The sequence below is a fragment of the Pseudomonas sp. 1L-E-NC-VB-C3 genome (genome assembly GCF_057291535.1).
The window spans coordinates 154,527-178,660 of sequence record NZ_JBXAWD010000004.1; the positions used below are offsets into that span (position 1 = coordinate 154,527).

The 24,134-nt window shown below is 61.0% G+C and carries 24 protein-coding genes; 13 read left to right on the plus strand and 11 right to left on the minus strand.

The features are described from left to right. The first annotated feature begins 70 nt into the window (after positions 1-70). Genes AC0Z5Z_RS08495 through AC0Z5Z_RS08510 form a run of 4 tightly spaced genes read left to right on the plus strand, consistent with a single transcriptional unit; the run spans position 71 to position 2,064 of the window. Positions 71-1,285 (plus strand): S-type pyocin domain-containing protein, encoded by a 1,215-nt coding sequence (locus AC0Z5Z_RS08495; protein WP_485610955.1) that lies wholly within the window; start codon positions 71-73, stop codon positions 1,283-1,285. Between the two features lie 7 nt (positions 1,286-1,292). Next, positions 1,293-1,544, plus strand: a complete 252-nt coding sequence (locus AC0Z5Z_RS08500; protein ID WP_095180548.1) for a colicin E3-like toxin immunity protein — start codon at positions 1,293-1,295, stop codon at positions 1,542-1,544. Beyond that, positions 1,545-1,790, plus strand: coding sequence for a colicin E3-like toxin immunity protein (locus AC0Z5Z_RS08505; RefSeq protein ID WP_095180547.1), 246 nt, complete (start codon positions 1,545-1,547; stop codon positions 1,788-1,790). 22 nt (positions 1,791-1,812) lie between these two features. Continuing rightward, complete coding sequence (locus AC0Z5Z_RS08510; RefSeq protein ID WP_122705009.1) at positions 1,813-2,064, plus strand: pyocin S6 family toxin immunity protein; 252 nt, start codon at positions 1,813-1,815, stop codon at positions 2,062-2,064. A gap of 73 nt (positions 2,065-2,137) precedes the next feature. Here the strand turns inward: AC0Z5Z_RS08510 and AC0Z5Z_RS08515 are convergent, their stop codons facing one another. The 6 genes from AC0Z5Z_RS08515 to dinG all read right to left on the minus strand — a co-directional run bounded on the left by AC0Z5Z_RS08515 (position 2,138) and on the right by dinG (position 10,736). Next, the gene (locus AC0Z5Z_RS08515) at positions 2,138-2,602 is read right to left on the minus strand and encodes an outer membrane lipoprotein (protein WP_016771369.1); all 465 of its coding nucleotides are present in this window, start codon (positions 2,600-2,602) and stop codon (positions 2,138-2,140) included. A 180-nt stretch (positions 2,603-2,782) separates the two neighbouring features. After that, positions 2,783-3,430 carry a pyridoxamine 5'-phosphate oxidase gene (gene pdxH, locus AC0Z5Z_RS08520; RefSeq protein WP_236168024.1) on the minus strand — a complete coding sequence of 216 codons (648 nt, stop codon included), beginning with the start codon at positions 3,428-3,430 and terminating at the stop codon, positions 2,783-2,785. 24 nt (positions 3,431-3,454) lie between these two features. Then, entirely contained in the window at positions 3,455-4,558 is a 1,104-nt protein-coding gene (locus AC0Z5Z_RS08525) for an OmpA family protein (protein ID WP_095180546.1), read from the minus strand. 113 nt (positions 4,559-4,671) lie between these two features. Beyond that, positions 4,672-5,817, minus strand: coding sequence for a serine hydrolase domain-containing protein (locus tag AC0Z5Z_RS08530; protein WP_460160437.1), 1,146 nt, complete (start codon positions 5,815-5,817; stop codon positions 4,672-4,674). Between the two features lie 210 nt (positions 5,818-6,027). Next, entirely contained in the window at positions 6,028-8,496 is a 2,469-nt protein-coding gene (locus AC0Z5Z_RS08535; RefSeq protein ID WP_485610956.1) for a beta-galactosidase, read from the minus strand. Positions 8,497-8,591: 95 nt separating this feature from the next. Further along, entirely contained in the window at positions 8,592-10,736 is a 2,145-nt protein-coding gene (gene dinG, locus AC0Z5Z_RS08540) for an ATP-dependent DNA helicase DinG (protein ID WP_150636400.1), read from the minus strand. 97 nt (positions 10,737-10,833) lie between these two features. On the opposite strand from dinG, the gene AC0Z5Z_RS08545 reads away from it, so the two are divergent. Then, complete coding sequence (locus AC0Z5Z_RS08545) at positions 10,834-11,298, plus strand: CopD family protein (RefSeq protein WP_016771373.1); 465 nt, start codon at positions 10,834-10,836, stop codon at positions 11,296-11,298. A 234-nt stretch (positions 11,299-11,532) separates the two neighbouring features. On the opposite strand, the gene AC0Z5Z_RS08550 is transcribed toward AC0Z5Z_RS08545, so the two are convergent. From AC0Z5Z_RS08550 to AC0Z5Z_RS08565, 4 genes are all read right to left on the minus strand, one after another. After that, positions 11,533-12,291: a collagen-like triple helix repeat-containing protein gene (locus AC0Z5Z_RS08550; protein WP_150636396.1), complete on the minus strand. Its 759-nt coding sequence runs from the start codon at positions 12,289-12,291 to the stop codon at positions 11,533-11,535. After that, on the minus strand, positions 12,284-12,565 hold the full coding sequence (locus AC0Z5Z_RS08555; protein ID WP_016771375.1) for a DUF1145 domain-containing protein: 282 nt from the start codon (positions 12,563-12,565) through the stop codon (positions 12,284-12,286). The genes AC0Z5Z_RS08550 and AC0Z5Z_RS08555 overlap by 8 nt, the downstream gene beginning before the upstream one ends. 160 nt (positions 12,566-12,725) lie before the next feature. Next, the gene (locus AC0Z5Z_RS08560; protein WP_150636395.1) at positions 12,726-13,448 is read right to left on the minus strand and encodes a PA1041 family peptidoglycan-binding anchor lipoprotein; all 723 of its coding nucleotides are present in this window, start codon (positions 13,446-13,448) and stop codon (positions 12,726-12,728) included. A 90-nt stretch (positions 13,449-13,538) separates the two neighbouring features. Beyond that, a complete protein-coding gene (locus AC0Z5Z_RS08565) occupies positions 13,539-14,234 on the minus strand; it encodes a PA1041 family peptidoglycan-binding anchor lipoprotein (RefSeq protein ID WP_016770616.1) in 696 nt (231 codons plus the stop codon). 199 nt (positions 14,235-14,433) lie between these two features. Between AC0Z5Z_RS08565 and AC0Z5Z_RS08570 the strand changes: the two genes are divergently transcribed. The 4 genes from AC0Z5Z_RS08570 to AC0Z5Z_RS08585 all read left to right on the plus strand — a co-directional run bounded on the left by AC0Z5Z_RS08570 (position 14,434) and on the right by AC0Z5Z_RS08585 (position 16,207). Continuing rightward, positions 14,434-14,931, plus strand: coding sequence for a DUF6231 family protein (locus tag AC0Z5Z_RS08570; RefSeq protein ID WP_056783350.1), 498 nt, complete (start codon positions 14,434-14,436; stop codon positions 14,929-14,931). Between the two features lie 4 nt (positions 14,932-14,935). After that, positions 14,936-15,412: a YchJ family protein gene (locus AC0Z5Z_RS08575; RefSeq protein WP_324175037.1), complete on the plus strand. Its 477-nt coding sequence runs from the start codon at positions 14,936-14,938 to the stop codon at positions 15,410-15,412. 100 nt (positions 15,413-15,512) lie between these two features. Continuing rightward, positions 15,513-15,998: an LEA/WHy family protein gene (locus AC0Z5Z_RS08580; RefSeq protein ID WP_024011906.1), complete on the plus strand. Its 486-nt coding sequence runs from the start codon at positions 15,513-15,515 to the stop codon at positions 15,996-15,998. Between the two features lie 5 nt (positions 15,999-16,003). Beyond that, positions 16,004-16,207 carry an SEC-C metal-binding domain-containing protein gene (locus AC0Z5Z_RS08585; RefSeq protein WP_003198420.1) on the plus strand — a complete coding sequence of 68 codons (204 nt, stop codon included), beginning with the start codon at positions 16,004-16,006 and terminating at the stop codon, positions 16,205-16,207. 200 nt (positions 16,208-16,407) lie between these two features. Here AC0Z5Z_RS08585 and AC0Z5Z_RS08590 read toward each other — a convergent pair whose 3' ends face one another. Then, entirely contained in the window at positions 16,408-16,965 is a 558-nt protein-coding gene (locus tag AC0Z5Z_RS08590; protein WP_252868902.1) for a cysteine hydrolase family protein, read from the minus strand. Between the two features lie 201 nt (positions 16,966-17,166). Here AC0Z5Z_RS08590 and AC0Z5Z_RS08595 point away from each other — a divergent pair, with 201 nt between their 5' ends. From AC0Z5Z_RS08595 to AC0Z5Z_RS08610, 4 genes are all read left to right on the plus strand, one after another. Further along, positions 17,167-19,617 (plus strand): penicillin acylase family protein, encoded by a 2,451-nt coding sequence (locus tag AC0Z5Z_RS08595; RefSeq protein ID WP_485610957.1) that lies wholly within the window; start codon positions 17,167-17,169, stop codon positions 19,615-19,617. A 636-nt stretch (positions 19,618-20,253) separates the two neighbouring features. Continuing rightward, entirely contained in the window at positions 20,254-21,288 is a 1,035-nt protein-coding gene (locus AC0Z5Z_RS08600) for a ligase-associated DNA damage response exonuclease (RefSeq protein WP_041478061.1), read from the plus strand. Beyond that, the gene (locus AC0Z5Z_RS08605) at positions 21,285-22,973 is read left to right on the plus strand and encodes an ATP-dependent DNA ligase (RefSeq protein WP_485610958.1); all 1,689 of its coding nucleotides are present in this window, start codon (positions 21,285-21,287) and stop codon (positions 22,971-22,973) included. Before AC0Z5Z_RS08600 ends, AC0Z5Z_RS08605 begins: the two co-directional genes overlap by 4 nt. 373 nt (positions 22,974-23,346) lie before the next feature. Beyond that, complete coding sequence (locus AC0Z5Z_RS08610) at positions 23,347-24,129, plus strand: transporter substrate-binding domain-containing protein (protein WP_041478063.1); 783 nt, start codon at positions 23,347-23,349, stop codon at positions 24,127-24,129. The last annotated feature ends 5 nt before the right edge of the window (positions 24,130-24,134 follow it).

Consider the following 24,134-nt stretch of genomic DNA (forward strand, 5'->3'; position numbering starts at 1 on the left):
TTTCCCCGCTTCGATAACGTCGTGCAGCCCCTTTCCGAGGGGCTGTCGATGATTAACGAAGGGACGATCAGTGGCGCGGAACAAGGACATTCCCCGGGTGCAAAACCCACCGCAGGGCGACGGGCATCACGTTACCTGGCGGTATATGACGGCGGCAGAACTGGCCGAGCGCGAAGCCGGGCAAAACGCTTACGACGCGATGCTGGCGCGGCAGGAGGCTTTCGAGCACAGCCGTGAAGTGGCTGCGAAAAAACCTGAAGCCGTGCGTGCCGGCTGTGTATTCGCCAAGTCCTGCAAGTTGCCGGATGCGATTATCGATTACAGCAATCCTTCCGGCATGGTACCGACCGACAGCCTGAAGGATTACGGCGAGCTGATCCTGCTCGGCGCTCGCGAAGCCGACGCAAGCGGCGGCATTCCTCTCAAGAAAATCAGCGCCAACACCATCCCGGTCGGGTTCGGCAGTCTGGCCTTGGCAGGCTCGGCTTTTGAAGTGCTACCGGCGCTCGCCTCCCCTGCGGCGGCTGCGACGTTGGTGGGGCTGGTTGCGCTTTTGATGCCATCCAGCCTGGGCGACAGCGCGCTCTACACCGATGAGCAACTGAGCACATTCAAACAAGCCCGAACCCGCGTGCGCCTGCGCGTCGAGCAACAGGCCGATGGCAGCCTCAAGGGTTACGGTTTCTACACCGGTAAGAACCGCGATTGGGAAATGGTCGATGTCGTGCAGTTCATTGCGCGTGGCGACCGGTTCGTTGCCGATCTGGGTGAAGGCGTCGAACTGCTCTGGACCCCGGCGGTGGATGGCTCGGACATTCTCGGCATTCCAGCACTGGAGGCCGCACCGCAGGCACCGCATATCTGGGTGTATCCACCGACGAAGGCGGCGGACGGGATACTGGTGAATCCGCTTTATCCGCCGGAGTACAAAGATTTCATTCTGGTGTTTCCCACAGACTCGGGTGTAAAACCGATTTACATCGTTGTCAGCTCTGCGAAAGGCACCGCTGAAGCGGGACATACCTATCACCCCGCTCCCGAAACGTCGGATATCACAGCCTTTCCCGATTTAAGAAGAGCAAAAAAGAAAACGCCGTTCAACGGTGGGCTCCGGGATCGCTGGATCAATGCAAAAGGCCGAATAATTTATGAATGGGACTATTTACACGGCGAGCTTGAAGGCTACCGCGCAAGTGATGGCAGCCATTTAGGCTCTTACGACCACAGAACTGGTGAACAGATAGATCCACCCAAAAAAAACCGTAGTATTAAAAAATATTTATGAGGATTACATGGGACTCAAAGCCAGACTCGAATGGTACGACCAACAAACCGAACTGGGTGAGGGGGAGGAACTGTCGAAAGATTTTGGCGAGGACGGCTCATTAATGGAAGCATTAGGCCTACCGTCGAAAAGCTTCAATAACGGCGGATTTGATGTAAAAGCCGATTGGATCAAGACTCTCCAGCCCCACTTCCAGCATTCCATTCAATTTTCTTCTTACGACTATCAGGTATCGTTCGTTTACCGGGATCAATGGTAGATGGGACTGGAACTGAGATTGGAATGGTACGACACAGCAACCTTGGAGTTTCAGGGGGAAGAGTCGTCAAAAGACCTGGGTGGTGACGAGTCAGTGTTAAACGCCTTGGGGATTCCCGCCGCGGACAACATCAACAATGGCAGTTTCAACGTCGCTCAAAATTGGCTCGCCACCATTCAGCCGTATTTTCAACATCAAATCGATTTGAGAGTTCACGACTATCAAATTTCGTTTGACTACGGCTAACAGCCCCGGAAGTATTAGCTCCATGCACTTTCTTTTAATTACCGGTTTTTTCCCTGACGAAGCCCAAGACGACTCCTTGCAATTCGAGCTGGATATCACAGGCAGCGAGATGAATGAAAAAGTGGCTCAGCTCATTGAATCAAAGCCCTTGGATGAGGTGGAACCCGGCGAGCTGTTGTTGACTCAGGATCAGGTAACCGCATTGGAAAACCTGCTCAACGTCAGTTTTCCAAAGGGCCTCGAATACTTCATGGGCACCTGCGCCACATACTGAATGAGCAATTCACAAACAAAGAAAAACCCCGACCAGTCACCTGATCGGGGTTTTCATTTGCCCAGCTTCTCGCTTAGTGCGAAACGCGGCTGGTTCCGCCAACGGTGGAGATCCGTACCCGCTCGCCAACGCGGAAGACTTCATTCTCCTGAACCTGCTGCACATAGGCGCGCATGCTGCCGTCGTCTTCGCGGACGGTGATTTCCACGCCTTGGGTGCGGGTCAGGCCTTCTTCGGTGGCCGAGCCAAGCAGGCCGCCGGCCACTGCGCCGATGACCGCAGCCACAATGCTGCCCTTGCCGCCGCCGATAGCGCTGCCGCCGACGCCGCCGACCACTGCGCCTGCTGCGCCGCCGATCGGGGTCTTGGTGCCTTCGATTTTTACCGGTCGCAGGGATTCGATGGTGCCCATGCGAATCGTCTGCACACGACGCGCTTCGTCACGGGAGTAGGAGTCGCCGGTGAGGCTCGATTGGCAGCCGGTCAGCAACATCGCCATCGTCGAAAAGGAAGCAACCAGCAGAACAGACTTACGCATAGCATCAACTCCAAAAGAACATGTGTTCATTAAACCCCGTGGCCTGGCGCCTGTCACGACACCATCCGGATAAAATTGGCTTCCATTCAGGCCTGGTACAGATGCCCGCAAGCGTCCACTCAAGGTAGCGTCAAATCAGCGATCCTGCGCCATCCGCGTTTATCTCGCTCGGTAGACTGCTCAGGGTGCCAGTCGTTCCAGAATCCACTCGACGCCCTGGAGGCGGTAGTTGAGGCGATCGTGCAGGCGGCTCGGACGGCCCTGCCAGAACTCGATGCGCTCGGGCAACAAGCGGTAACCGCCCCAATGTTCCGGGCAGTGCGGCTGGCTGTCGCTGAAGCGTTGCTCGGTGGCCTTGAGCAAATCTTCCAGTTCGCCACGACCGTTGATGACCCGGCTCTGCGGCGAGGCCCAGGCGCCGAGACGACTGCCCAGAGGACGCACCTGATAATACGCGTCGGACTCTTGCGGCGTGACCTTGACCACCCGCCCTTCGATGCGCACCTGGCGCTCCAGGGTGGGCCAGAAGAAGGTCATGGCAGCAAACGGGTTGGCCGCCAGATGCTGGCCCTTGGCGCTGTCGTAGTTGGTGAAGAAGGTGAAGCCCTGCTCGTCCAGGCCCTTGAGCAACAGAATGCGACAATGCGGACGACCGTCGGCATCGACCGTGGCCAGGGTCATGGCATTGGCTTCCACCGGCGCCTGCTCGGTTTTCACCGCATCGGCGAACCACTGGTGAAATAGCGCAAACGGCTCGGCCGGGGCTTGCGCCTCGGTCAAACCGTCACGGGTGTAGTCGCGACGCATATCGGCCAGAGCCTGGGTCATGGCGGATTCCTTTTCGTTAGCGGATCACTTCTTGGCAGCGTCGGCTGCGGCGACTTTCTTGTCGGTCGCGGCGGCTTTGGCCGGTGCAGTTTTTTTCGCTGGAGCCTTGGCCGGTGCCTTCTTCGCAGGAGCCTTGGCGGCGGTTTTCTTGGCTGGCGCCTTTTTCGCCGCCGGCACAGCGGCTTTTTTCGCGGCAGGCGCCGGGGTAACCGGTTTGGCCACTGGCTTGACGTCTTGCGCAGCAACCATCGTCACCGGCTTCGGCGCAGGCATGTTGTATTTGCTCAGCAGCGCAACCATGGTGTTTTGCGGAGTCACCAGCAGTTCGACACGACGGTTCAAGGCGCGGCCTTCAACGCTGTCGTTGGCCGCACGCGGCGCTTCGGAACCCATGCCGCGCAGCATCAGGCGATCACGCTGCAAGCCGCTGAGGCGGAAGATCGCTGCCACCGATTGCGCACGTTCCTGGCTCAGCTTGACGTTGGCCGGTGCGGCACCGCTGGTGTCACTGTGACCGAGCACCAGCACTGCGGTTTTCGGATCGGCTTCAAGGATTTTCGCTACGCGAGTGAACGGGCCAAGGGTGACCGGCAGCAGCATCGCCGGGCGATCCGGGTTGAACGAGCCTTCGACAGGGGCTGTTACGACCAGCACGTTATCGCGACGCTCGAGTTGCAGATTGCTGTCTTTCACCGCTTCACGCAGACGCGGCTCGTAGTCGTCGAGCCAGGCCTGAGTCACCTTCGGATCGGGCATCGGCACGGCTTTGGCGGTTGGCTGGTCCTTGCCGCCGAACGGCCACCACCATTTGCCATTGGACTGCGCCTCGGCTTTGGCCACCTCGACCGGTTTGGCTTCAGGTTTGACCTCGGCTTTCAGATCAGCCTTGGCCGCTTCATCGCTGGAACCGAACGGCCAGTACCACGGGTTGCTGCTTTCGGCCTTGGCCACTGGCGCAGTCGCCGCAGGTTTCAAAGGAGCCGGAGCCGGGGCCGAATCTTTGGCCGCGACTTTGTCGGAAGAACCGAACGGCCACCAACTGCCGCCGTCTGCATCGTTTTTCGGAGTCTGTGCGCAACCGGTGATCGCTACACACAGGGCCAGGGCGAGGGTCTTTTTAGATGACATTGAAAATCCACAAAATGAAGTAATGAAAAATCAGAGCACTTTCGCCCGGATAAACAGCCGTTTTGAAACGAAAATCCCTTCGAGGTTCCGACCCTGGAACCTCAGTTGAAGCTTTACAGACAAGTGGCAAGCACCCGCGCCAGCTTCTGTGCGCGCGGATCCATCAAAACGTAAGGCCCCAGGGTATTTGTCACGAAACCGAAAGCCACATCGTGCTCAGGATCAGCAAAACCGATCGAGCCGCCCGCTCCCGGATGGCCGAACGCGCGTGGGCCGAGGCCGTAGGTGGCGTTGGGAACGTCCGGTTGATCGAGCATGCAGCCGAGGCCGAAACGGGTACGGGTGAGCAAGGTCTTGTCATCGCCAAGGCTGTGCTCGCGGGTCAGCTCTTCGAGCATCTCGCTTTCGAGCAGGCTGCCATCGAGCAGGCCGGCGTAAAACCCGGCGAGGCTGCGCGCATTGCCGTGGCCGTTAGCCGCAGGCTGCTGCATGCGGCGCCATTCCGGCTTGTTGGTGCTGGTCAGCACTGACGGCGGATTGGTGAAGGCGCGGGTAGTCATGGCCGTCGGTTCGCGCATGGTGACTTGCAGCAGGCGCTGCGCCGCAGCGTCGCCGGCGTTGCCCTTGCCACGAGCGATGTGCGCCACGCGATGAAATTCTTCGTCGGCCAGGCCCACATGGAAATCCAGGCCCAACGGTTTGGCGACCCGAGCGACGATCGACTCGCCCGGCCCACGCCCGTCAGCGCGGCGCAGCAATTCGCCGACCAGCCAGCCGTAGGTAATCGCGGCATAACCGTGACCGGTGCCCGGCGTCCACCATGGCGCTTCGGCGGCGAGGGAGTCGACCATGGTTTGCCAGTCGTAAAGGGCTTCAGGGGCGAGCAGTTCGCGCAGCGCCGGCAAGCCGGCCTGATGGCAGAGCAATTGGCGCAGGGTGACGGATTCTTTGCCGGCGGCGGCGAATTCCGGCCAGTAGCGGGCAACCGGGGCATCGAGTTGCAACTTGCCTTCGGCCACCAGTTGCAGCGCGGTAACGGCGGTGAAGGTCTTGGTGCAGGAGAACAGGTTGGCGATGGTGTCGCTGTGCCAAGCCTCGGCGCCGTCCTTGTCGGCGGTACCGGACCAGAGGTCGAGGACGGTTTCTCCACCGACCTTGATGCACAGGGCTGCGCCGCGTTCCTGGGGATCGTCGAACAGTGCGGCGAAAGCCTCGCGCACCGCTTCGAATTGAAGCTCGTAATGTCCCTGAATCTGCACCCGCAACTCCCCCGCGAAAACGCTCTACAAAGTGGCCCGCATTGTTCCAGCCCTTGAGGGATTTGGGAACAGGCGCGGGCCAGACGGTTGATCCGCAATTTGTGGCGATCCCTTCGCGAGCAGGCTCGCTCCCACAGGGGATCTGCGCTGCTGTTGATATCCAGTGTGGGAGCGAGCCTGCTCGCGAAGAACGATAACGCGGTCTGAAACCTAGTGACCATTCCCCGAATGCCCACCCGCCTGTGCAGCCCCCGGCGCTTTGCCAGCCTCGCCCTTGCGCCCGCCTTCCACTTCCGCCGCCGGGGTTTTCTGCGCCTCCTTGCCCAGTTGCTCCAGCGCCTGCAGATTGCTTTTGCGCACCGCTTCGACGAAGCCCTGATACGGCAGATCGGTCATCCCGACCAGACCGAAATGGCCGTTCTCGCCGTCGAGCAAACGCCCGGTCACCGGTTGGTCGAGATACTGGAACCAGTGCACGCCGACAATCGACGGTTCGCTCAGTGCCTGTTTGAGGAAGTTGGCATAGGCCGGGCCGCGATCTTCCTCCTTGGCCAGCTGCGTCACGCCGCCCCAGAACGGGCCTCGGTCAGCCGAGCCGAAGTTGAATTCAGTGATCAGCACCGGTTTGTCCAGGGCTGCCAGCGCGGCGAAGTCATAGCCGTCCTGCGGCTTGAGCGTGTACATGTTGAAGCTCAACACATCGCAATACTGCGCGCAGGACGCCACGGCTTCAGGCGTACTGGTGGCGAAGCGACCGCCCAGGAGCATCTGGTTCGGCGCGTGCCATTTCAGCGAATCGGAAATGGTCTTGAAATAGGTATCGGCGAAGACCTTCTGGAAGTATTTGAAATCCGCTTCGATCTCCGGATGCTCCGGGTTCGGCAGTGGCGGCACGAAGCCAGGGTCTTCCATCAATTCCCACGCCGGCAACTCGATGCCCCAGGCCTTGGACAGTCCGGCCTGATTGCGGTACTTGTCGCGCAATTGCTTGAGAAAGGCGCGTTTGGCCGGCACGTCGGTGGTCATTTTCAACGTGCCGTAGGCCAGCGCGTAGCGAGCCTTCGGATCGTCGCCTGGGCCAGCCCAGGCCAGTTCGTTGTCGGCGTAATAACCGATCAGCCACGGATCGTCACGGTGATCGCGGGCGGCAATGGCCACGGCGCGCTCGGTGGCCATGGCGAAACGCGGATCGAACGGATCCGGCATGCCGCCCCACCAATCGCTGCCGGTGCTGATGCTGGTGTAATCGCCGACGATCGACAGCGGCAAGGTGTACGGTACGCGCTCAGCATCCGCCAGCGACGGCGCGCTCCAGTTGCCCACTGTGTTGAAGCCCCAGGCTTGCAGCCGATCGAGGGTATGCCGGGTCCAGCGTTCTTCATCAATAGTGGCTTTGCACGGAGCGGTTTCCTCGCTGGACGCTTGCACCGCATCGGTCTGCGCCGCTTCGGCAATACCGGATTTTGGCTCGGCAGGCACCGCTGCGGTTTCAGCGGCCTGCACCGAACCGGCCTCAGCCGCCCCAGCCTTCGCCGCTTCGGCAATCCCGGCCTTGTTGTCGCTGTCTGCCTTGCACGGTTCGCCGTACAGGCGTTGCAGATTGGCGCCATAGAAGTCGTACCAGCGGCCGTTGCCGTAGCCACGCCCCTGGTCGGCGCCATTGCCGCCACGGTTGTCACCCTCGCCAAAATGCGCGGCCAGCGGGTCGTCGTTCTTCGGCAACGATTCGAACATGTGTTCGCGACCAGCGACGTAGGTCTGATTGACCTGCGCGCTGACGGTGTTGACGCCCAGCGAATAGAACGGGTGGCCTTCAGGAGTCACCAGATACCAGCGGCCATCGCGTTTTTCCGTGCGGAAGAATCCGCTGGCCTTGAACGCCGGGCCTTTGTTCCAGCCGCCGAACTTGTCCAGCGAAGCCTTTTCACGCTCGGCCAGCCACGTATTCAGCTGTTGCTGCTCTTTGCTGGCGGCGCTTTTCAGTTGTTCGTCGCTGCTGACTTTTTCCGGCCATTTACTACGGGTTGACTGACCGTAGGCGTCGACCAGATTGCCGTACACCGCCCGCGTCACCGATTCGCCGTCCTGCACGCCGAACCGCTCGAGCAACAGGCTCTGCGCAACTTTCGGCTGATCCATCGACAGACTCACCGAGACCACTTGGCTGCGGTCGATCTCGCCAGTGCTGCTGGCCAGCAGGATGCGTTGGCCATCGACGGTCATCGGCATCGGCGGCCCGGCTTTCATGCCCTGGCTCAGCGGCGTCGAAGCCACCAGCGGCACCAGCAAGGTCTGCGCGGGGCCGGCCGGCAGATCGACGCGGCTGACCAGAGTGCGGCCATCGTTGCTCTGGATCTGCACATAGACTGTGACCGCCCAATTCATCGCACTTTGCAGACGCAGGGTCATCATGTCGGACTGCGACCAGTCCCAAGCGCCGGTCTGCGGGGTCAGGCGCAAGGTCGGCCGGGCGACCGGGTTGAACGTCACCCGGCGCAGCACTTCGCCTTCCGCGGTCTGTTCGGCATTGGCCTGCGGCAGGTCGGCGTTTTCCGTGGCGACCTTGACCACGTCGGCCGGGCGTACGAAGTTGAACAGCGTCTGCTGACCGGCGGGCGCAGCCAGCAACGGCGCGGCAAAGATCAAGGCGAAAACAGCGGGCAACGAACGACGGATCATAAGAACGGAGTTCTCCCTAACGACCAGTCAAGGCCAGTGGAAAAGCGGTGGCAGAGAGATAGACAACGCGGCGGGCCAATCGGCCCACCCGTGTCTCAGGATATTTCACGACGGAAAGGAGGCAACGCATTGAGGATCGCCTTGCCGTAGCGCTGAGTGACCAGACGCCGGTCGAGCAAGGTGATGGTGCCGCGGTCTTCTTCGGTGCGCAGCAGACGGCCGCAGGCCTGAACCAGTTTCAGCGAGGCATCGGGCACGGAGATTTCCATGAACGGATTGCCACCGCGCGCCTCGATCCACTCCGATAACGCGGCCTCAACCGGATCATCGGGCACCGAGAACGGAATCTTGGCGATCACCACGTGCTCGCAGTAGGCCCCCGGCAAGTCGACACCTTCGGCAAAACTGGCCAGCCCGAACAGCACGCTGGAATCACCGCCGTCGACCCGCGCCTTGTGCTTGTTGAGGGTCTCCTGTTTCGACAGGTTGCCCTGAATGAACACTTGCTTGCGCCAGTCGCGGTCGAGGCCGTCGAATACGTCCTGCATTTGCTTGCGCGAGGAGAACAGCACCAGCGTGCCACGGGAACCGTCGACCAGATCCGGCAGTTCGCGAATGATCGCCGCCGTGTGAGCAGCAGCATCGCGCGGGTCGGCCTTCAGGTCCGGCACACGCAACACGCCGGCATCGGCATGATGGAACGGGCTCGGCACTACGGCGGTGACGGCTTTTTTCGGCAGACCGGCGCGCATGCGGAAACGGTCGAAGGTGCCCAGCGCCGTCAGCGTCGCCGACGTCACCAAGCAGCCGTAAGCGACGTTCCACAAACTGCGACGCAAGGTTTCCGCCGCCAGAATCGGGCTGGCGTTGACCTCGATGTCGAACAGCGAGCCGCTTTCGGCCAGGGTCAGCCAGCGTGCCATGGGCGGGCTGTCTTCCGGGTCTTCGGCGGTGAACGCGGTCCACAATTCCCAGTTGCCGGAAGCGCGGGACAGCAGGCTGCCGAACAGCGGATACCATTCTTCGGCCTGATTGCTGGCGATACCGATGTTGACCTCGCCGTCCATGCCTTCCTTGAGCAGGTCGGTCAGGCGTTGAAACAGGTCGTTTAGGCGCGAATAGCCTTTTTTCAGCTCGATGCCCATCTCGCGCATATCCTCGGGAATCACCCCGCCGACAAAGCGATGACGCGGGCGCTCGCGGCCTTCGACGTCTTCGCCCGGTTTGAAATCGGCGATCTGCTCGCAGGCGGTGAACATGAACTGCTGCTGCGTCTTGATCTCCCGCGCCAGCTCGGGCACCTGCTCAATCAGCTTGCCGAGATCGCCCGGCAACGGATGCTGGGCCAGCAGCTTGGTCAGGTTCTTGGCGGTGGTTTCCAGCCAGTCGGCGGTGGAACGCAGGCGCGTGTAGTGAGCGAAGTGGCCGATGGCCTTGTCCGGCAAATGGTGACCTTCGTCGAACACGTAAATGGTGTCGCGCGGGTCAGGCAACACGGCGCCGCCGCCCAGTGCCAGGTCAGCCAGGACCATGTCGTGGTTGGTAACGATCACGTCAACCTTGCCCATGCCTTCGCGAGCCTTGTAGAAAGCGCACTGGCCGAAGTTCGGGCAATGACGGTTGGTGCACTGGCTGTGATCGGTGGTCAGGCGCGCCCAGTCGGCGTCTTCCAGCGCGTTCGGCCAGCTGTCGCGGTCGCCGTCCCATTTATTGCCGGCGAGCTTTTCGATCATGCTGGTGAACAGCTTCTGACTGGCCTCGTCGACTTCGATCTTGAAGCCTTCTTCTTCGAACAACTGCGCGGTGGCGGTTTGTGCGTGGCCTTCCTGCAACAGCATGTCGAGCTTGGACAGGCACATGTAGCGGCCACGGCCCTTGGCCAGGGCGAAACTGAAATTCAGCCCGCTGTTACGCATCAGGTCAGGCAAATCCTTGTAGACGATCTGCTCTTGCAGGGCGACGGTCGCGGTGGCAATGACCAGACGCTTGCCGGCCAGTTTCGCCGTGGGGATCGCCGCCAGGCTGTAGGCCACGGTCTTGCCGGTACCGGTGCCGGCTTCCACCGCGACAATCGCGGGGTCGCCACTGCGCCGGCCTTCGTCGTCGGTGTCGATATCTCCGAGGACTTTGGCGATTTCAGCGATCATCAGGCGCTGGCCGTAACGCGGCTTGAGACTCTTGGCCTCTAGAAAACGCGAATAGGCGCCCTGGATCGTGGTTTTGAGTTCAGTGCTGATCATTGAGTGTCGGGCGCAAAACGCTGGATAAATTTTCAGTGGTTTGATTCGGCGGCTATCATACCCCGCTAATCGATCCCGCGCAGAACGGAGTGACCCAATGACACCTTTTAGCCTCGTTTACCCCCTGCATGTCCTCGCCGCTCTGGTGTGGGTCGGCGGTATGTTTTTCGCCTGGATGGTCTTGCGCCCTGCGGCTGTGAAGGCTCTGGACGGCCCCGCTCGCCTGACCCTGTGGGTGGAAGTGTTTCAAGGTTTTTTCCGTTGGGTCTGGGTCGCGGTGATCCTGTTGCCGATCAGCGGCGTGGGCATGTTGCATCTGCAGCAGGTCGGATTTGAAACCGCGCCGAAGTACGTGCAGGTGATGATCGGTTTGTACGTGGTGATGACGGCACTGTTCATCCGCATTCAGGGGTTGATGCTGCCAGAGTTGCGCAAGGCGGTTGAGGCGAAGGATTGGCCGGCGGGTGCGGCGGTGCTGGGGCGGATTCGGCGGGTGGTGGGGCTTAATCTGCTTGTCGGGTTGGTGCTGGTGGCGGTAGCGGCGGCGAGACCGATGCTCTGAATCGCACTATTTTTCTGCTGTGAACACAGTTGTGGCGAGGGGATTTATCCCCGCTGGGCTGCGTAGCAGTCCCGCTTTTGATTTTTAGAGCGGGGCCGCTTCGCGACCCAGCGGGGATAAATCCCCTCGCCACATAATTTCACTCACCAAAGATCTTCACTCACCAAAGATCTTCACTCACCAAAGATCTTCACTCACCAAAGCATTTTATTGATCAGAGAGTGGGTCGCAGTTTCAGAGCCGTTGCACGGTAACCGAACCCGCCGCCCCCACCGGCCCAGGCTGGCCATCCGCGCCGGCCTTGCCGTTCTTGCCGCCATCAGCGCGATAGACCAGGCAGCCCTTGGACTTGCCACCCTTGCCCGCCTTGCCGCCGACACCCGCCGGTCCGCCGGCACCGCCAGCCACGTTGACCTTGATCAGCTCGACTGGGAAATCCCGTGGTACGGCGAGGCGCACCAGCGCACCCGGCGCGCCTGGCTGACCATCGCTGCCGTCACTGCCATCGGCACCGTGGCCGGCCGAGCCATAGGTGCAGCCCGGATCTTCACCGTTGCCGCCGTCGAGGCCGACGAAACCCGGCGCGCCCCTGCCGCCACGGGCATCGACCGTCAGTTGAGGCGCGCTCAGGGCCTGAAATTGCAGGTTCAGATTGCGCCCGGCCCGGGCCGCTTTTTCATAAGTGCCGGGGGCGCCGCGCGCGGTGATCTGGCTGCCCTCGCTCAATTCAGCGCGCTTGACCTTCACTTCCAGCGCCTGTTCAGCCGGAACGATAGCAATACGTGCTTCGTGGCCCAGACGCAGTTCATCAATGTTCAATTCAGTCACGTTGGACGGGATCAGCAAGGTGCCGTAATCGGCGACTTCCAGTTTCTCCAGTTGCAGCGTGCTGGTGGTGTTGGGCAAGCGCATCAAAGAATTGCTTTGCACGTTGACCACCTGGGCGCAGGCCAGTGGACTGATGAATGCAGCGAGCAGGCAGAGTTTACGCATGGGAAGAAGCCTCCGGAGCGGCCGGGGCCGGGATGGTTTGCAGGTGGAAAACGCCGAACAACAGAATGCGGCCACGATCACGCCAAGGGTGCGGACGACCCTTGAGGCTGCGATTGCACAGCAGCACTTCGAGTAGATGAATCAGCAACAACAGAGCGCCGGCCAGATTGACCAGCAGATGCAGCGGATGAACAAACGGCACCAGTTGATTGGCCAGTACCACGCAGCAGAACAGCAGGGTCAGCAAACGCCCCAGCCCCCAGAACACCTTCATACGCTCCCCCGTGTTGCGAATTATTCTTTGCACGCACAGTACCGGCTTCTGCGGGGGATAAGCCAGAGGGAAAAATGAAATTTGTGCAAACGCGGATGAAATGGCTGCCGGGCCGACGATCTCGACCCGGCAGCTCTAGCCTGCGCACTACAGACGGTTGCTAACGATTGATGTGCAGCTCGACCCGGCGATTTTCCGCGCGGCCTTCATCGCTGGCGTTATCGGCGACCGGCTCACTCTCGCCTCGGCCCTCGCTGGTGAGCTTGTTCGGCGCCAGCCCCTGACTCAACAGATACGCTGCGACACTGCTCGCGCGCCGCTCGGACAAAGCCTGGTTATAGGCGTCGGAGCCTTTACTGTCGGTGTGCCCGATGACCTTGATGCTGACCACATCGGCATTGCGCAGCTTGTCCATCAAGGTGTCGAGCTGGGCTTTGGCCGCCGGGGTCAGATCGGACTTGTCGAAATCGAACAGCACGTTGCCGGCATCGCTCAAGGTGATCACTTCAGATTGCGGCGCCGGTTCGACCGGTTTGACTGCCACCGGATATTGCGGCAGCGGGCAGCCACGGTGATCGACTTCGGTGTTTTCCGGAGTGTCCGGGCAGCGGTCGCGGCGGTCGAAGACGCCGTCGCTGTCTTCGTCGCCATCCTGGGCGTAACAGATCAGCCCGCCGGTGACGATACCCAATGCCGCGCCGCCGCCGGCCCAGCCGGCGCTTTCAATGGCGCCAAGACCGCCGCCGACCAGACCGCCAAGCAGGCTGCAGATCGGCCACGTACGTTGATTGAGGGGGGCGGTGCCATCGCTGTGAGTGGCACAACCGGTGAGCAAGCTGCCAAGCAGCAGCACCGGCAAGACGGACCTTGAGAAAAGACGCATTTGTGAACGCTCCTGTGTACCGGCCCATACCGGTTACACAGGAGTAAAGACCCGCATCCGCGACTGCACAAGCCGCGGATGCGAGAGGGGCTAGCGGACGATTTTGATTTCGGTGCGACGGTTCTGTGCACGACCATCAGCCGACTTGTTGTCAGCCACAGGCTGGCTTTCACCAAGACCCGACACCGAAACGAAGCTGGCACGCGGCACGCCCTGCTGGATCAGGTATTCCACCACCGAGTGCGCACGACGATCCGACAGTTTCTTGTTGTAGGCATCGCTGCCGACACTGTCGGTGTGACCGGTAACGGTCAGTTGCGCGGTAGAGGATTCCTGTTTCAGGCGATCGGCGACCTTGTCCAGCACTTGCTTGTCAGGGCCGGTCAGCGTGGCTTTGTCGAACTCGAAATGCACATCACGAATGACGATGGTTTCTTCCTTGACCACAACCGCTTCTTCGACCACTGGCGCAGGCGTCGGTGGCGGGCAACCGTCAGCATCGACCTGCACGCCTTTTGGTGTGCCCGGGCACTTGTCGCGACTGTCCGGCACGCCATCGCCGTCTTCATCGCCATCGCCATGCACCCAGCAGTAAGCCGCTGCCGTACCGCCGACGATCAGTGCACCGTAGCCAGCCCACGATGCGCTTTCCGTCGCGCCGAGACCGGCACCGACCACACCGCCGACCGCCGCACAGGTCGGCCAGTCGGTTTTCTGCAAACCTGCGCAACCAGTCAACACACTGGTTAGCAGAACCAAGGGTAATGCTGTCCGAACTATGCTCATCTAGTTTTCTCCTGAGGGATCGGCTTAAAACCGATTCAGGGAGTAAAGACCGGAGTTTTAATCTCCGCCAGCAATAGGCCACCGCTGTTTGCGACCGTGTTCACAGGGGTTTGCCTCTTTGGGCGAAAACCGCCGCCACCGGGCGCTTTGCCGACGCGGTCTGGCAGGCTAGTCTTGGCGGTCTGACTGAGGAGCTTCGATGAACGTCGCCATTTCTTCGCGCACGCCACAACAGGCGTTGGCCGCTTTGCTGGATCGCTACGCCCCGGCCCGACTGCTGCTGATCGGCGCCAGCGAGTTTCCCGCCTTGAGCGCTTTCAAGGACGCGCATCCAGACACCGTGGTCGCTCATGCCGCGCCCGGCGCGTTGCCCGCCGAATTGGCTGCGCAACGCTTCGATCTGGCGCTGGTAGTCGATTGCCTGGAACATTTGCCCAAACGCGATGGCCTGAATCTGTTGGGCGGCATCCGCAATCTCAACGCCAGTCGCATCGCGGTGCTGGCGGATCTGGCCGCCAGTGGCTGGCAGGAAACCGATTTCTATTCGCTGGCACTGCAGGCCAGCGAGCGTTTTCAGCGCGACGCGCAGGTGCTGACCCTGTTCACCTACGATCTGCTTGACTACAAACAAGTCCCCGACTGGCTCAATTCACGCTTCTGGGCCAATCCGGAAAACTTCGGGAAATACTGGTGGTAATGCAATGAGTACAGCCATTTGCCCTTGCGGCAGCGGCAATCTGCTGGATGCCTGCTGCGGCCCTTATCATGACGGCCACCCGGCGCCGTGTGCCGAAGCCTTGATGCGTTCGCGCTACAGCGCTTATGTGCTGGGGCTGATCGACTATCTGGTGGCGACCACCCTGCCCGCGCAGCAGGCGGGGCTGAACCGACAATCGATCAGCGACTGGAGTGCGCAAAGCACCTGGCTTGGTCTTGAGGTGGAAAGCTCGGAAGTGTTCGGCGGCCAGCCGGAACACGCTTTTGTGACCTTCACCGCACGCTGGCATGACAGCCAGGGCGAGCACAGCCATCGCGAGCGCTCATCCTTTGTACAAAACGCCGGGCGCTGGTACTTCATCGATCCCACGGTGCAGATGAAGCTGGGGCGCAATGACGGCTGCCCTTGCGGCAGCGGGCAGAAGTTCAAGAAGTGTTGTTCGGGTTATTTCGGCGCTTGAAAGCCAAGATCAAAAGATCGCAGCCTTCGGCAGCTCCACGGGATTAGCCGAAGGCTGAAATCTTTTAAGGTCTAGACTGGGCACAAAGGGAGTCAATTTCATGCTCGGTCGTCGGCGCACATTACATTTCCTGCTGTTGATGCTGATCGTAAACCTCGGCGGCTGTGCCTCGTGGTTCAGCGATGACAGCGTCGAGCCTGCCGTGCATCTGGTGAAAGTCGAGGTGGTGCGGGCCAAACTGCTCGAGCAAAAATTCATCCTGCACTTTCGCGTCGACAATCCCAACGACAGCGATCTGACCGTGCGCGGCCTCGAATACCGGATTCACCTGGCGGACATGCTGCTCACCGAGGGCGAGCATGAGCACTGGTTTACCGTGGGGCCAAAGCGCAGCGCTTACTTCAAAGTGCCGATCCGCACCAACCTGTGGCCGAAGGTCAAACAGGTGGTGAAACTGCTGAAAAATCCGAACCAGCAGATTCCCTATCGATTGCAGGGGGAAATGGAAACCGGTTTATTCATCGCCCACTACGTGCACCTTGAGCGCAATGGCGTGATAATCCCCGCCGATCTAACTCCGGAGTGACCTCGATGACCCAGCAACCCCATGTCCATGGCCCTGACTGCAACCACGATCATGACCACCATCATGATCACGACCATGGCCATGTCCACGGCCCGAACTGCGGCCACGCCCACCAGGAACCGGTGCGCAACGCCCTGAAAGACGTCGGCCGCAACGACCCTTGCCCATGCGGCAACGGCAAGAAATTCAAGAAGTGCCACGGCGCTTGATGTCACGGGCGAAGATCTTCTTCGCCTGACCTGCCGCCTTCGCGAGCAGGCTCGCTCCCACAGTTGATCTGCACTCAACACATTTTTGTGAACCTGCGCAGCCCTGTGGGAGCTGGCTTGCCAGCGATAGGGCGGCACATCCCTGCATTGATGTCGCCTGATTCACCGCAATCGCTGGCAAGCCAGCTCCCACAGGTCTATCAGTTGACTGTCAGAATCAGGGCAGCACTGACCACCGTCGCGTACTCCCCATGCAGATTGCCCAGCGACATCCCGTGCACCTCTTCAGCGGTACGCGGTTTGCCGAAATAATCGGCTTTGTCGAAGGTAAAGCACGCATCCTCTGCCACCCATGTGTCGAAACCCAGGTTGCCCGCAGTGCGCGCCGTCGACTCAACAGAGTTATTGGTCGCCACACCAACGATGATCAGTTGCCCGATCCCGGCCTCACGCAACTGCGCCTCCAGCCCACTGGCACAAAACGCATCGGGCACCTGTTTCTGGATCAGCCATTCAGCGTCCTGCGGCATAAAGCGCGGCTGAAACTCCACTCCGTCCTGCTCCGGCCAGAACACCGAATCAGGTGAGCGCGACAAATGCTGCACGTGAATCACCGGGCGCCCGCGCAGGCGCCACAGCGCCAATAACTCAAGCATTCGCTCTTCGGCCTGAGGATTATTCCGCCGCCCCAGACGCGGATGCAGAATGCCTTTCTGCTGGTCGATGATGATCAGCGCAGCGTTGCTTTGAAGCTCCATAGCGATCTTTCTCCTGACAGGTCTGGGGACTCATTCCGCAGTTCAACATCAGCGCTTTCCCACAAGCAACTGTCACGCCTCTGACCGATCAGCCGACAACTGCATAAATAACCACTCGCCCCGCTTGCGCGGCCCTCGCGCCGTCACTAACGTAGCGGCTTTATTGCGCCCCCAGCCTTATACCCCCGCAGGAGCTTCGCCATGGCCTCGCCAGCCCTTACACATTTTCTTCCCCGGTTCGGCGTTGCCGCAGCAGTGGCCGGTGTTCTCGGCCTGTCCGGTTGCCAGACCTGGAACGCCCAGGACAGCCTGCCGCCGACCTCCGGCGTGCAACCGCTCAAGGGCCTGGCGCAGAACGTTTCGGTGCGGCGCAATGCGATGGGCATGCCGCTGATCGAAAGCAACAGCTTCCATGACGCGCTGTTCAGTCTCGGTTACGTCCACGCCAGCGACCGCATCAACCAGATGGTCACCCTGCGCCTGTTGGCTCAGGGCCGGTTGGCGGAAATGTCCGGCGCGTCGATGCTCGATGCCGACCGCTACATGCGCGCGGTCAATCTGAAGAAGAGCGCCGGCGAGCTGTACAAGGCCTCGTCGCCACGGCTCAAGCGCTTCTTCGAAGTCTATGCACGGGGCGTCAACGCCTACCTGTTCCGCTACGCCGACAAGTTGCCGGGCGACCTCGCCGCCAGCGGTTACAAGCCCGAATACTGGAAACCGGAAGATTCGGCGCTGATTTTCGCCCTGCTGAATTTCAGCCAGTCGGCCAACCTGCCGGAGGAAATCCAGTCACTGGTGCTCGCGCAAACCGTGACCACGGACAAACTCGCCTGGCTGAGCCCGTCGGCGCCTGATGAAAACCTGCCAGTGGCTGAAGCCGACAAACTGCAAGGCCTCAAGCTCAACGGGCAGATTCCGGGGCTGACGGAATTGAGCAACGCCAGCCAGCAACTGTCGTCGCTGAACCTGCTCGCCACACCGACTGCGAACAATTGGGCGATCGCCCCGCAACGCAGCCGCAGCGGCAAGAGCCTGCTGGCCAGCGATGCGCACGGGCCGCTAGCCGCACCGTCTCTGTGGAGTTTCGTGCAGATCCGCGCGCCGAAATATCAGGCCGCCGGCGTCACGGTTGCCGGTCTGCCGATGGTGCTCGGCGGCTTCAACGGCAAAGTGGCGTGGAGCATGACCAGCGTGCTCGGCGACAATCAGGACCTGTTCCTCGAGAAAATCCGCCGTCAGGGCAGCAGCCTCACTTATGAAGTCAACGGCAAATGGCAGCCGTTGGGCGTGCGCAACGAAACCTATTTCGTCAAAGGCCAGCGGCCGATTCGCGAAGCCGTGTACGAAACCCGCCACGGCGCGCTGCTCAACAGTGCCCAGGCAGCGGCGCAAGGCAGCGGTTTCGGCCTCGCCTTGCAGACGCCAAGCTTCACTGACGACAAAACTCTGGATGCCTTCTTCGACCTGACCCGCGCGCAGAACGTCGAGCGCGCCTCGGACGCCAGCCGCGAAATTCGCGCCATCACCCTCAATCTGGTATTCGCCGACGCAAGCAATATCGGCTGGCAAGTCACCGGGCGCTTCCCCAACCGTCGCGAAGGCGAAGGCCTGCTGCCCTCGCCGGGCTGGGACGGTCGCTACGACTGGGACGGTTATGCCGACCCGATGCTGCACCCCTACGATCAGGACCCGGCACAAGGCTGGCTCGGCACCGCCAACCAGCGCGTTATCCCCGACGGCTACGGCATGCAGCTGTCGAAATCCTGGGCGGCACCGGAGCGTGGCGAACGCCTGGCGGAAATGGCTGGCAGCGGCAAGCACGACAGCCGCAGCGTGCTCGCCATGCAGTACGACCAGACCACCACCTTCGCCGCCAAGCTGAAAAAAGTCTTCGAAGCGCCGGGCATGAAGCAACCGCTGAAACAGGCGATCGACGCCCTGCCGGAAGCCGAACGCAGCAAGGCCCGCGAAGCCTTCACGCGCTTGATGGCGTTCGACGGCAAGCTCAGCCCGACCTCGGCGGATGCGGCGATTTATGAACTGTTTCTGCAGGAAAGCATGAAGCAGATCTTCCTCGATGAACTGGGTCCTGAGTCGAGCCCGGCGTGGAAGGCCTTTGTCGCCAATGGCGATCTGTCCTACGCGGCGCAGGCCGATCATCTCTTGGGGCGTGAGGACAGTCCGTTCTGGGATGACCTGCGCACGCCGCAGAAGGAAGACAAATCCGTGATTCTCGCCCGCAGCCTCGCTGCGGCGATTACTGCCGGTGACAGCCAGTTGGGCGGCGATCATCGCGCCTGGCAGTGGGGCAAACTGCACAGCTATGCTTGGAAAAACAGCAACGGTCAGACTGTACGCGGGCCGCTGGCGGCTGGAGGCGATCACACCACGCTGAACAGCTCGGCGTTTGCCTGGGGCCAGGACTTCGTCACCACGCGCGCGCCGTCGATGCGTTTTATCGTCGACTTCGGCCAGAGCGAGCCACTGATGGCGCAGAACGGTACGGGGCAGTCGGGCAACCCGCTGAGTCCGAACTACCTGAACGGGATCGATGCGTGGCTGAAAGGTCAGTACATCGGCCTGCCGATGCAGCCGCAGAACTTTGATCGGGTGTATGGCAAGACCCGCTTGACCCTCACCCCCGGGAAATAGAGCAAAGATCAACAGCCCCTCACCCTAGCCCTCTCCCGGAGGGAGAGGGGACTGATTGGGGGATGCTTGGGTCTTGCGCCGACCTGAAAGAGAGATGGTGAATCCAACATTGGATCAGGCTCAAGGCTGTGCCCGATCCATATTCAACTCGGCCCCCCAGGTCGATGTACCTCACCAGACACCTCGGTCGGCCCCTCTACAAAGCGAGGTGAATCCAACATTGGATCAGGCTCAAGGCTGTGCCGGATCCATATTCAACTCGGCCCCCCAGGTCGATGTACCTCACCAGACACCTCGGTCGGCCCCCTCTACAAAGCGAGGTGAATCCAACATTGGATCAGGTTCAAGGCTGTGCCGGATCCATATTCAACTCGGTCCCCCAGGTCGATGTACCTCACCAGACACCTCGGTCGGCCCCTCTACAAAGCGAGGTGAATCCAACGTTGGATCAGGCTCAAGGCTGTGCCGGATCCATATTCAACTCGGTCCCCCAGGTCGATGTACCTAACCAGACACTTCGGTCGGCCCCCTCTCCCTCTGGGAGAGGGCTGGGGTGAGGGTAGCGCTTCAAAGCCGATCGAACTTCCAGCCTCACGCCCGCCTCATAGCTAACAAGCCCCCCATTCCGGTCACGACATGGATCTTGTTATTGCCCGACCTGAAGGTCTCTACTGCCCCGCCGGAGATTTCTATATCGATCCGTGGCGGCCGGTCGAGCGTTCGGTGATCACCCATGCCCATGGCGATCACGCGCGCACCGGTAATCAGCACTACCTGTCGAGCAGCGCCAGCGCCGGGATTCTGCGCGCGCGCCTGGGTCAGGACATCCAGTTGCAAACACTCGACTACGGCCAGCGCCTGACCCACCACGGCGTGACCCTGAGCTTTCACCCCGCCGGGCATGTCCTCGGTTCGGCGCAGGTGCGCCTGGAATACGGCGGCGAAGTCTGGGTCGCGTCGGGGGATTACAAGGTCGAGCCGGATGGCACGTGCGCCCCATTCGAACCGGTGCGCTGCCACACCTTCATCACCGAATCGACCTTCGGCCTGCCGATCTATCGTTGGCAGCCGCAGGCGCAGATCTTCGCCGAGATCAATCAGTGGTGGGCGGCCAATATCGCCGCCGGCAAGGCCAGCGTGCTGTTCTGCTACTCCTTCGGCAAGGCCCAACGCATCCTCCACGGCATCGACGAAACCCTCGGGCCGATCCTCAGCCACGGCGCAGTCGAACCGCTGAACCGCGTCTACCGCGACGCCGGTGTGTACCTGCCGCCGACGATTTACGCAGGCGACGTGAAAAAAAGCGATCCGATCATGCGCCAGGCGCTGGTCATTGCTCCGCCATCGGCGGGCGGCAGCACGTGGATGCGCCGTTTTGGCGACTTCAGCGATGCCTTCGCCAGCGGCTGGATGCGCTTGCGCGGAACCCGGCGGCGGCGCGGTGTCGATCGCGGTTTCGTCCTCTCCGACCACGCCGACTGGCCCGGCCTGCTCTGGGCGATCAACCAGACCGGCGCGGAGCGGGTGATGGTCACTCACGGCTCGATCGGCGTGCTCGTACGTCATCTGCGCGAGCAGGGCCTGGATGCACAAGGCTTCACCACTGAATACGGCGATGACGAAGACGACAACATCGCCACCGAACCCACCGTTGCCGAGACGTCCCCATGAAAGCGTTCGCCGAGTTATATGCCGAACTCGACGCCACCACGTCGAGCAACGCCAAGCTGGCGGCGATGCAGGTGTACTTCGCACAGGCCGCGCCAGCAGATGCCGCATGGGCGGTGTATTTCCTTTCCGGCGGGCGGCCGCGACAACTGGTACCGGTGCGCATCCTCCGTGAGCTGGCGGTGGAAGTTTCGGGGCTGGAGCCATGGCTGTTCGAAGAAAGCTACCAAGCCGTCGGCGATCTGGCCGAGACCATTTCTCTGGTGCTGCCGGAAAATTCCCACAGCTCCGAGGCCGGTCTAGCCGAATGGATCGAAGACAAGCTGCTGCCACTTCGCGGTGAAACCCCGGAATATCTGGCGCGCCAACTGCCGATGTTGTGGGCGCAACTGGACCGGCCGAGCCTGATGCTGTGCATCAAGTTGATCACCGGCAGCTTCCGCGTTGGCGTGTCGAAGTTGCTGGTCACCCGCGCCCTCGCCTCAATGGCCGGGCTCGACAGCAAACGCGTGGCCCAGCGCCTGGTCGGGTACACCGATCTGTCGAACCGGCCCAACGCCGCCAGCTATCTGAAACTGATCGCCCCGGAATCCGCCGACGAACACGCCCAGCGCGGCGGTCAGCCCTACCCGTTTTTTCTCGCCCATGCCTTGTCGCAACCGGTCGAGGAATTTGAAGCCCTGCTCGGCCCGGCCAGCGACTGGCAGGTGGAATGGAAGTGGGATGGTATTCGCGCGCAAGTGGTCAAGCGCGACGGCAAGCTGTGGGTGTGGTCGCGCGGCGAGGAACTGGTGACCGAGCGCTTCCCCGAGTTCGATGTGCTGGTCCACGGCTTGCCGGACGGCACGGTGATCGACGGCGAAATCGTCGTGTGGAAGAGCACCCATCCGACCACCGAAGATGCCTTCGATCCGCAATCCGATGAGCCGCCGGCCGTGCAACCGTTCGCCCTGCTGCAACAACGCATCGGTCGCAAGACGCTCGACAAGAAGATTCTCGAAGAAGTGCCGGTGGTGGTGCTGGCCTACGACCTGCTGGAATGGCAGGGCGAAGACTGGCGCAACCAGCCGCAGGTCAAGCGGCGGGCGCAACTCGAGGAAGTCATCGCGCGCTGCAACAGCCCGGTACTGCTGCCCTCCCCCGTATTGACCGGCGAAGACTGGCTCGACCTCGGCCGCCAGCGCGAAGCGTCACGCAAACTCGGCGTCGAAGGCATGATGCTCAAGGCGCGCGAATCGCTTTATGGCGTCGGCCGGACCAAGGACATGGGCGTGTGGTGGAAGTGGAAGGTCGACCCGTTCAGCGTCGACGCGGTACTGATTTATGCCCAGCGCGGACACGGTCGTCGCGCCAGTCTGTACAGCGATTACACCTTCGCGGTGTGGGACGGCCCGCCGGAATCCAGTCAACGCTCGCTGGTACCGTTCGCCAAGGCTTATTCGGGGCTGACCGATGAAGAGATGCGCCAGGTCGACAGCATCGTGCGCAAGACTACCGTGGAGAAATTCGGCCCGGTCAGCAGCGTCAAGCCGAGCCTGGTGTTCGAACTCGGCTTCGAAGGCATCGCCCTGTCGCGCCGGCACAAGAGCGGCATCGCCGTGCGTTTCCCGCGCATGCTGCGCTGGCGCAAGGACAAGACCGTCGAAGAAGCGGACAGCCTCGCTACCCTTCAGGATCTGTTGGCCTAACCCCTTTTCACTGATCGTTCCCACGCTCTGCGTGGGAATGCAGCCCGGGACGCTCTGCGTCCCCCCCAGAGCCGAACGCGGAGCGTCCGTTGATGCATTCCCACGCAGGAGCGTGGGAACGATCAGTCATCGGGGACAAATCCCTTGCCACAGTTTTCCCTGCTCTGAGCTACGCGTTTGAACCGAAACAGTGCATGCAAACAGCAATGCCCGTTTACGTGCATTCAACTACCCTTGCCTCTCTCCGCTCAACCTTTTAAAACACCTGTTCGGCACTCTGGTTCGGAAATTGCTACTTTCTATAGGTCGTAAGCGTTGCAGTAACAATAATTCTGCGCCACAAGCGCTCATATTGGTTCTTAGGGATTGAATAATGAAAAAAGCATTGCTGACCCTTTCTGCACTGGCGTTGTGCATGGCCGCCGGCTCCGCGCTGGCCAAGGAATACAAAGAGCTGCGCTTTGGCGTTGACCCTTCGTACGCACCGTTCGAGTCGAAAGCGGCCGATGGCAGCCTGGTCGGGTTCGATATCGATCTGGGCAACGCGATCTGCGCCGAACTGAAGGTCAAGTGCAAATGGGTCGAAAGCGATTTCGACGGCATGATTCCGGGCCTCAAGGCCAACAAGTTCGACGGTGTGATCTCGTCGATGACCGTGACCCCGGCTCGCGAGAAGGTCATCGACTTCTCCAGCGAACTGTTTTCCGGCCCGACCGCTTACGTGTTCAAGAAAGGCTCCGGCATCACCGCCGACGTCACTTCACTCAAGGGCAAAACCGTCGGTTACGAGCAAGGCACCATTCAGGAAGCCTACGCCAAAGCCGTGCTGGACAAGGCTGGCGTGAAAACCCAGGCCTATCAGAACCAGGATCAGGTGTATTCCGACCTGACCTCCGGTCGTCTCGACGCCGGTATCCAGGACATGCTGCAAGCCGAACTGGGCTTTCTGAAGTCGCCAAAAGGCGCTGATTATGAAATCAGCCAGCCGGTCGACAGCGAATTGCTGCCAGCCAAAACCGCTGTCGGTATCAAGAAAGGTAACACTGAGCTGAAAGCACTTTTGGATAAAGGTATCAAAGCGTTACACGACGACGGCAAATACGCCGAGATTCAAAAGAAACACTTTGGTGACCTGAATCTGTACAGCGGCAAATAATGCCC

What these genes read in the sequence shown, in the direction of transcription:
- AC0Z5Z_RS08500 (WP_095180548.1), top strand. Translation starts at nt 1,293, where the DNA reads ATGGGACTCAAAGCCAGACTCGAATGGTACGACCAACAAACCGAACTG.
- AC0Z5Z_RS08505 (WP_095180547.1), top strand. Translation starts at nt 1,545, where the DNA reads ATGGGACTGGAACTGAGATTGGAATGGTACGACACAGCAACCTTGGAG.
- AC0Z5Z_RS08510 (WP_122705009.1), top strand. Translation starts at nt 1,813, where the DNA reads ATGCACTTTCTTTTAATTACCGGTTTTTTCCCTGACGAAGCCCAAGAC.
- AC0Z5Z_RS08515 (WP_016771369.1), bottom strand. Translation starts at nt 2,602, where the DNA reads ATGCGTAAGTCTGTTCTGCTGGTTGCTTCCTTTTCGACGATGGCGATG.
- pdxH (WP_236168024.1), bottom strand. Translation starts at nt 3,430, where the DNA reads ATGACCCAGGCTCTGGCCGATATGCGTCGCGACTACACCCGTGACGGT.
- AC0Z5Z_RS08525 (WP_095180546.1), bottom strand. Translation starts at nt 4,558, where the DNA reads ATGTCATCTAAAAAGACCCTCGCCCTGGCCCTGTGTGTAGCGATCACC.
- AC0Z5Z_RS08535 (WP_485610956.1), bottom strand. Translation starts at nt 8,496, where the DNA reads ATGATCCGTCGTTCGTTGCCCGCTGTTTTCGCCTTGATCTTTGCCGCG.
- dinG (WP_150636400.1), bottom strand. Translation starts at nt 10,736, where the DNA reads ATGATCAGCACTGAACTCAAAACCACGATCCAGGGCGCCTATTCGCGT.
- AC0Z5Z_RS08545 (WP_016771373.1), top strand. Translation starts at nt 10,834, where the DNA reads ATGACACCTTTTAGCCTCGTTTACCCCCTGCATGTCCTCGCCGCTCTG.
- AC0Z5Z_RS08550 (WP_150636396.1), bottom strand. Translation starts at nt 12,291, where the DNA reads ATGCGTAAACTCTGCCTGCTCGCTGCATTCATCAGTCCACTGGCCTGC.
- AC0Z5Z_RS08555 (WP_016771375.1), bottom strand. Translation starts at nt 12,565, where the DNA reads ATGAAGGTGTTCTGGGGGCTGGGGCGTTTGCTGACCCTGCTGTTCTGC.
- AC0Z5Z_RS08560 (WP_150636395.1), bottom strand. Translation starts at nt 13,448, where the DNA reads ATGCGTCTTTTCTCAAGGTCCGTCTTGCCGGTGCTGCTGCTTGGCAGC.
- AC0Z5Z_RS08565 (WP_016770616.1), bottom strand. Translation starts at nt 14,234, where the DNA reads ATGAGCATAGTTCGGACAGCATTACCCTTGGTTCTGCTAACCAGTGTG.
- AC0Z5Z_RS08570 (WP_056783350.1), top strand. Translation starts at nt 14,434, where the DNA reads ATGAACGTCGCCATTTCTTCGCGCACGCCACAACAGGCGTTGGCCGCT.
- AC0Z5Z_RS08575 (WP_324175037.1), top strand. Translation starts at nt 14,936, where the DNA reads ATGAGTACAGCCATTTGCCCTTGCGGCAGCGGCAATCTGCTGGATGCC.
- AC0Z5Z_RS08580 (WP_024011906.1), top strand. Translation starts at nt 15,513, where the DNA reads ATGCTCGGTCGTCGGCGCACATTACATTTCCTGCTGTTGATGCTGATC.
- AC0Z5Z_RS08585 (WP_003198420.1), top strand. Translation starts at nt 16,004, where the DNA reads ATGACCCAGCAACCCCATGTCCATGGCCCTGACTGCAACCACGATCAT.
- AC0Z5Z_RS08590 (WP_252868902.1), bottom strand. Translation starts at nt 16,965, where the DNA reads ATGGAGCTTCAAAGCAACGCTGCGCTGATCATCATCGACCAGCAGAAA.
- AC0Z5Z_RS08595 (WP_485610957.1), top strand. Translation starts at nt 17,167, where the DNA reads ATGGCCTCGCCAGCCCTTACACATTTTCTTCCCCGGTTCGGCGTTGCC.
- AC0Z5Z_RS08600 (WP_041478061.1), top strand. Translation starts at nt 20,254, where the DNA reads ATGGATCTTGTTATTGCCCGACCTGAAGGTCTCTACTGCCCCGCCGGA.
- AC0Z5Z_RS08605 (WP_485610958.1), top strand. Translation starts at nt 21,285, where the DNA reads ATGAAAGCGTTCGCCGAGTTATATGCCGAACTCGACGCCACCACGTCG.
- AC0Z5Z_RS08610 (WP_041478063.1), top strand. Translation starts at nt 23,347, where the DNA reads ATGAAAAAAGCATTGCTGACCCTTTCTGCACTGGCGTTGTGCATGGCC.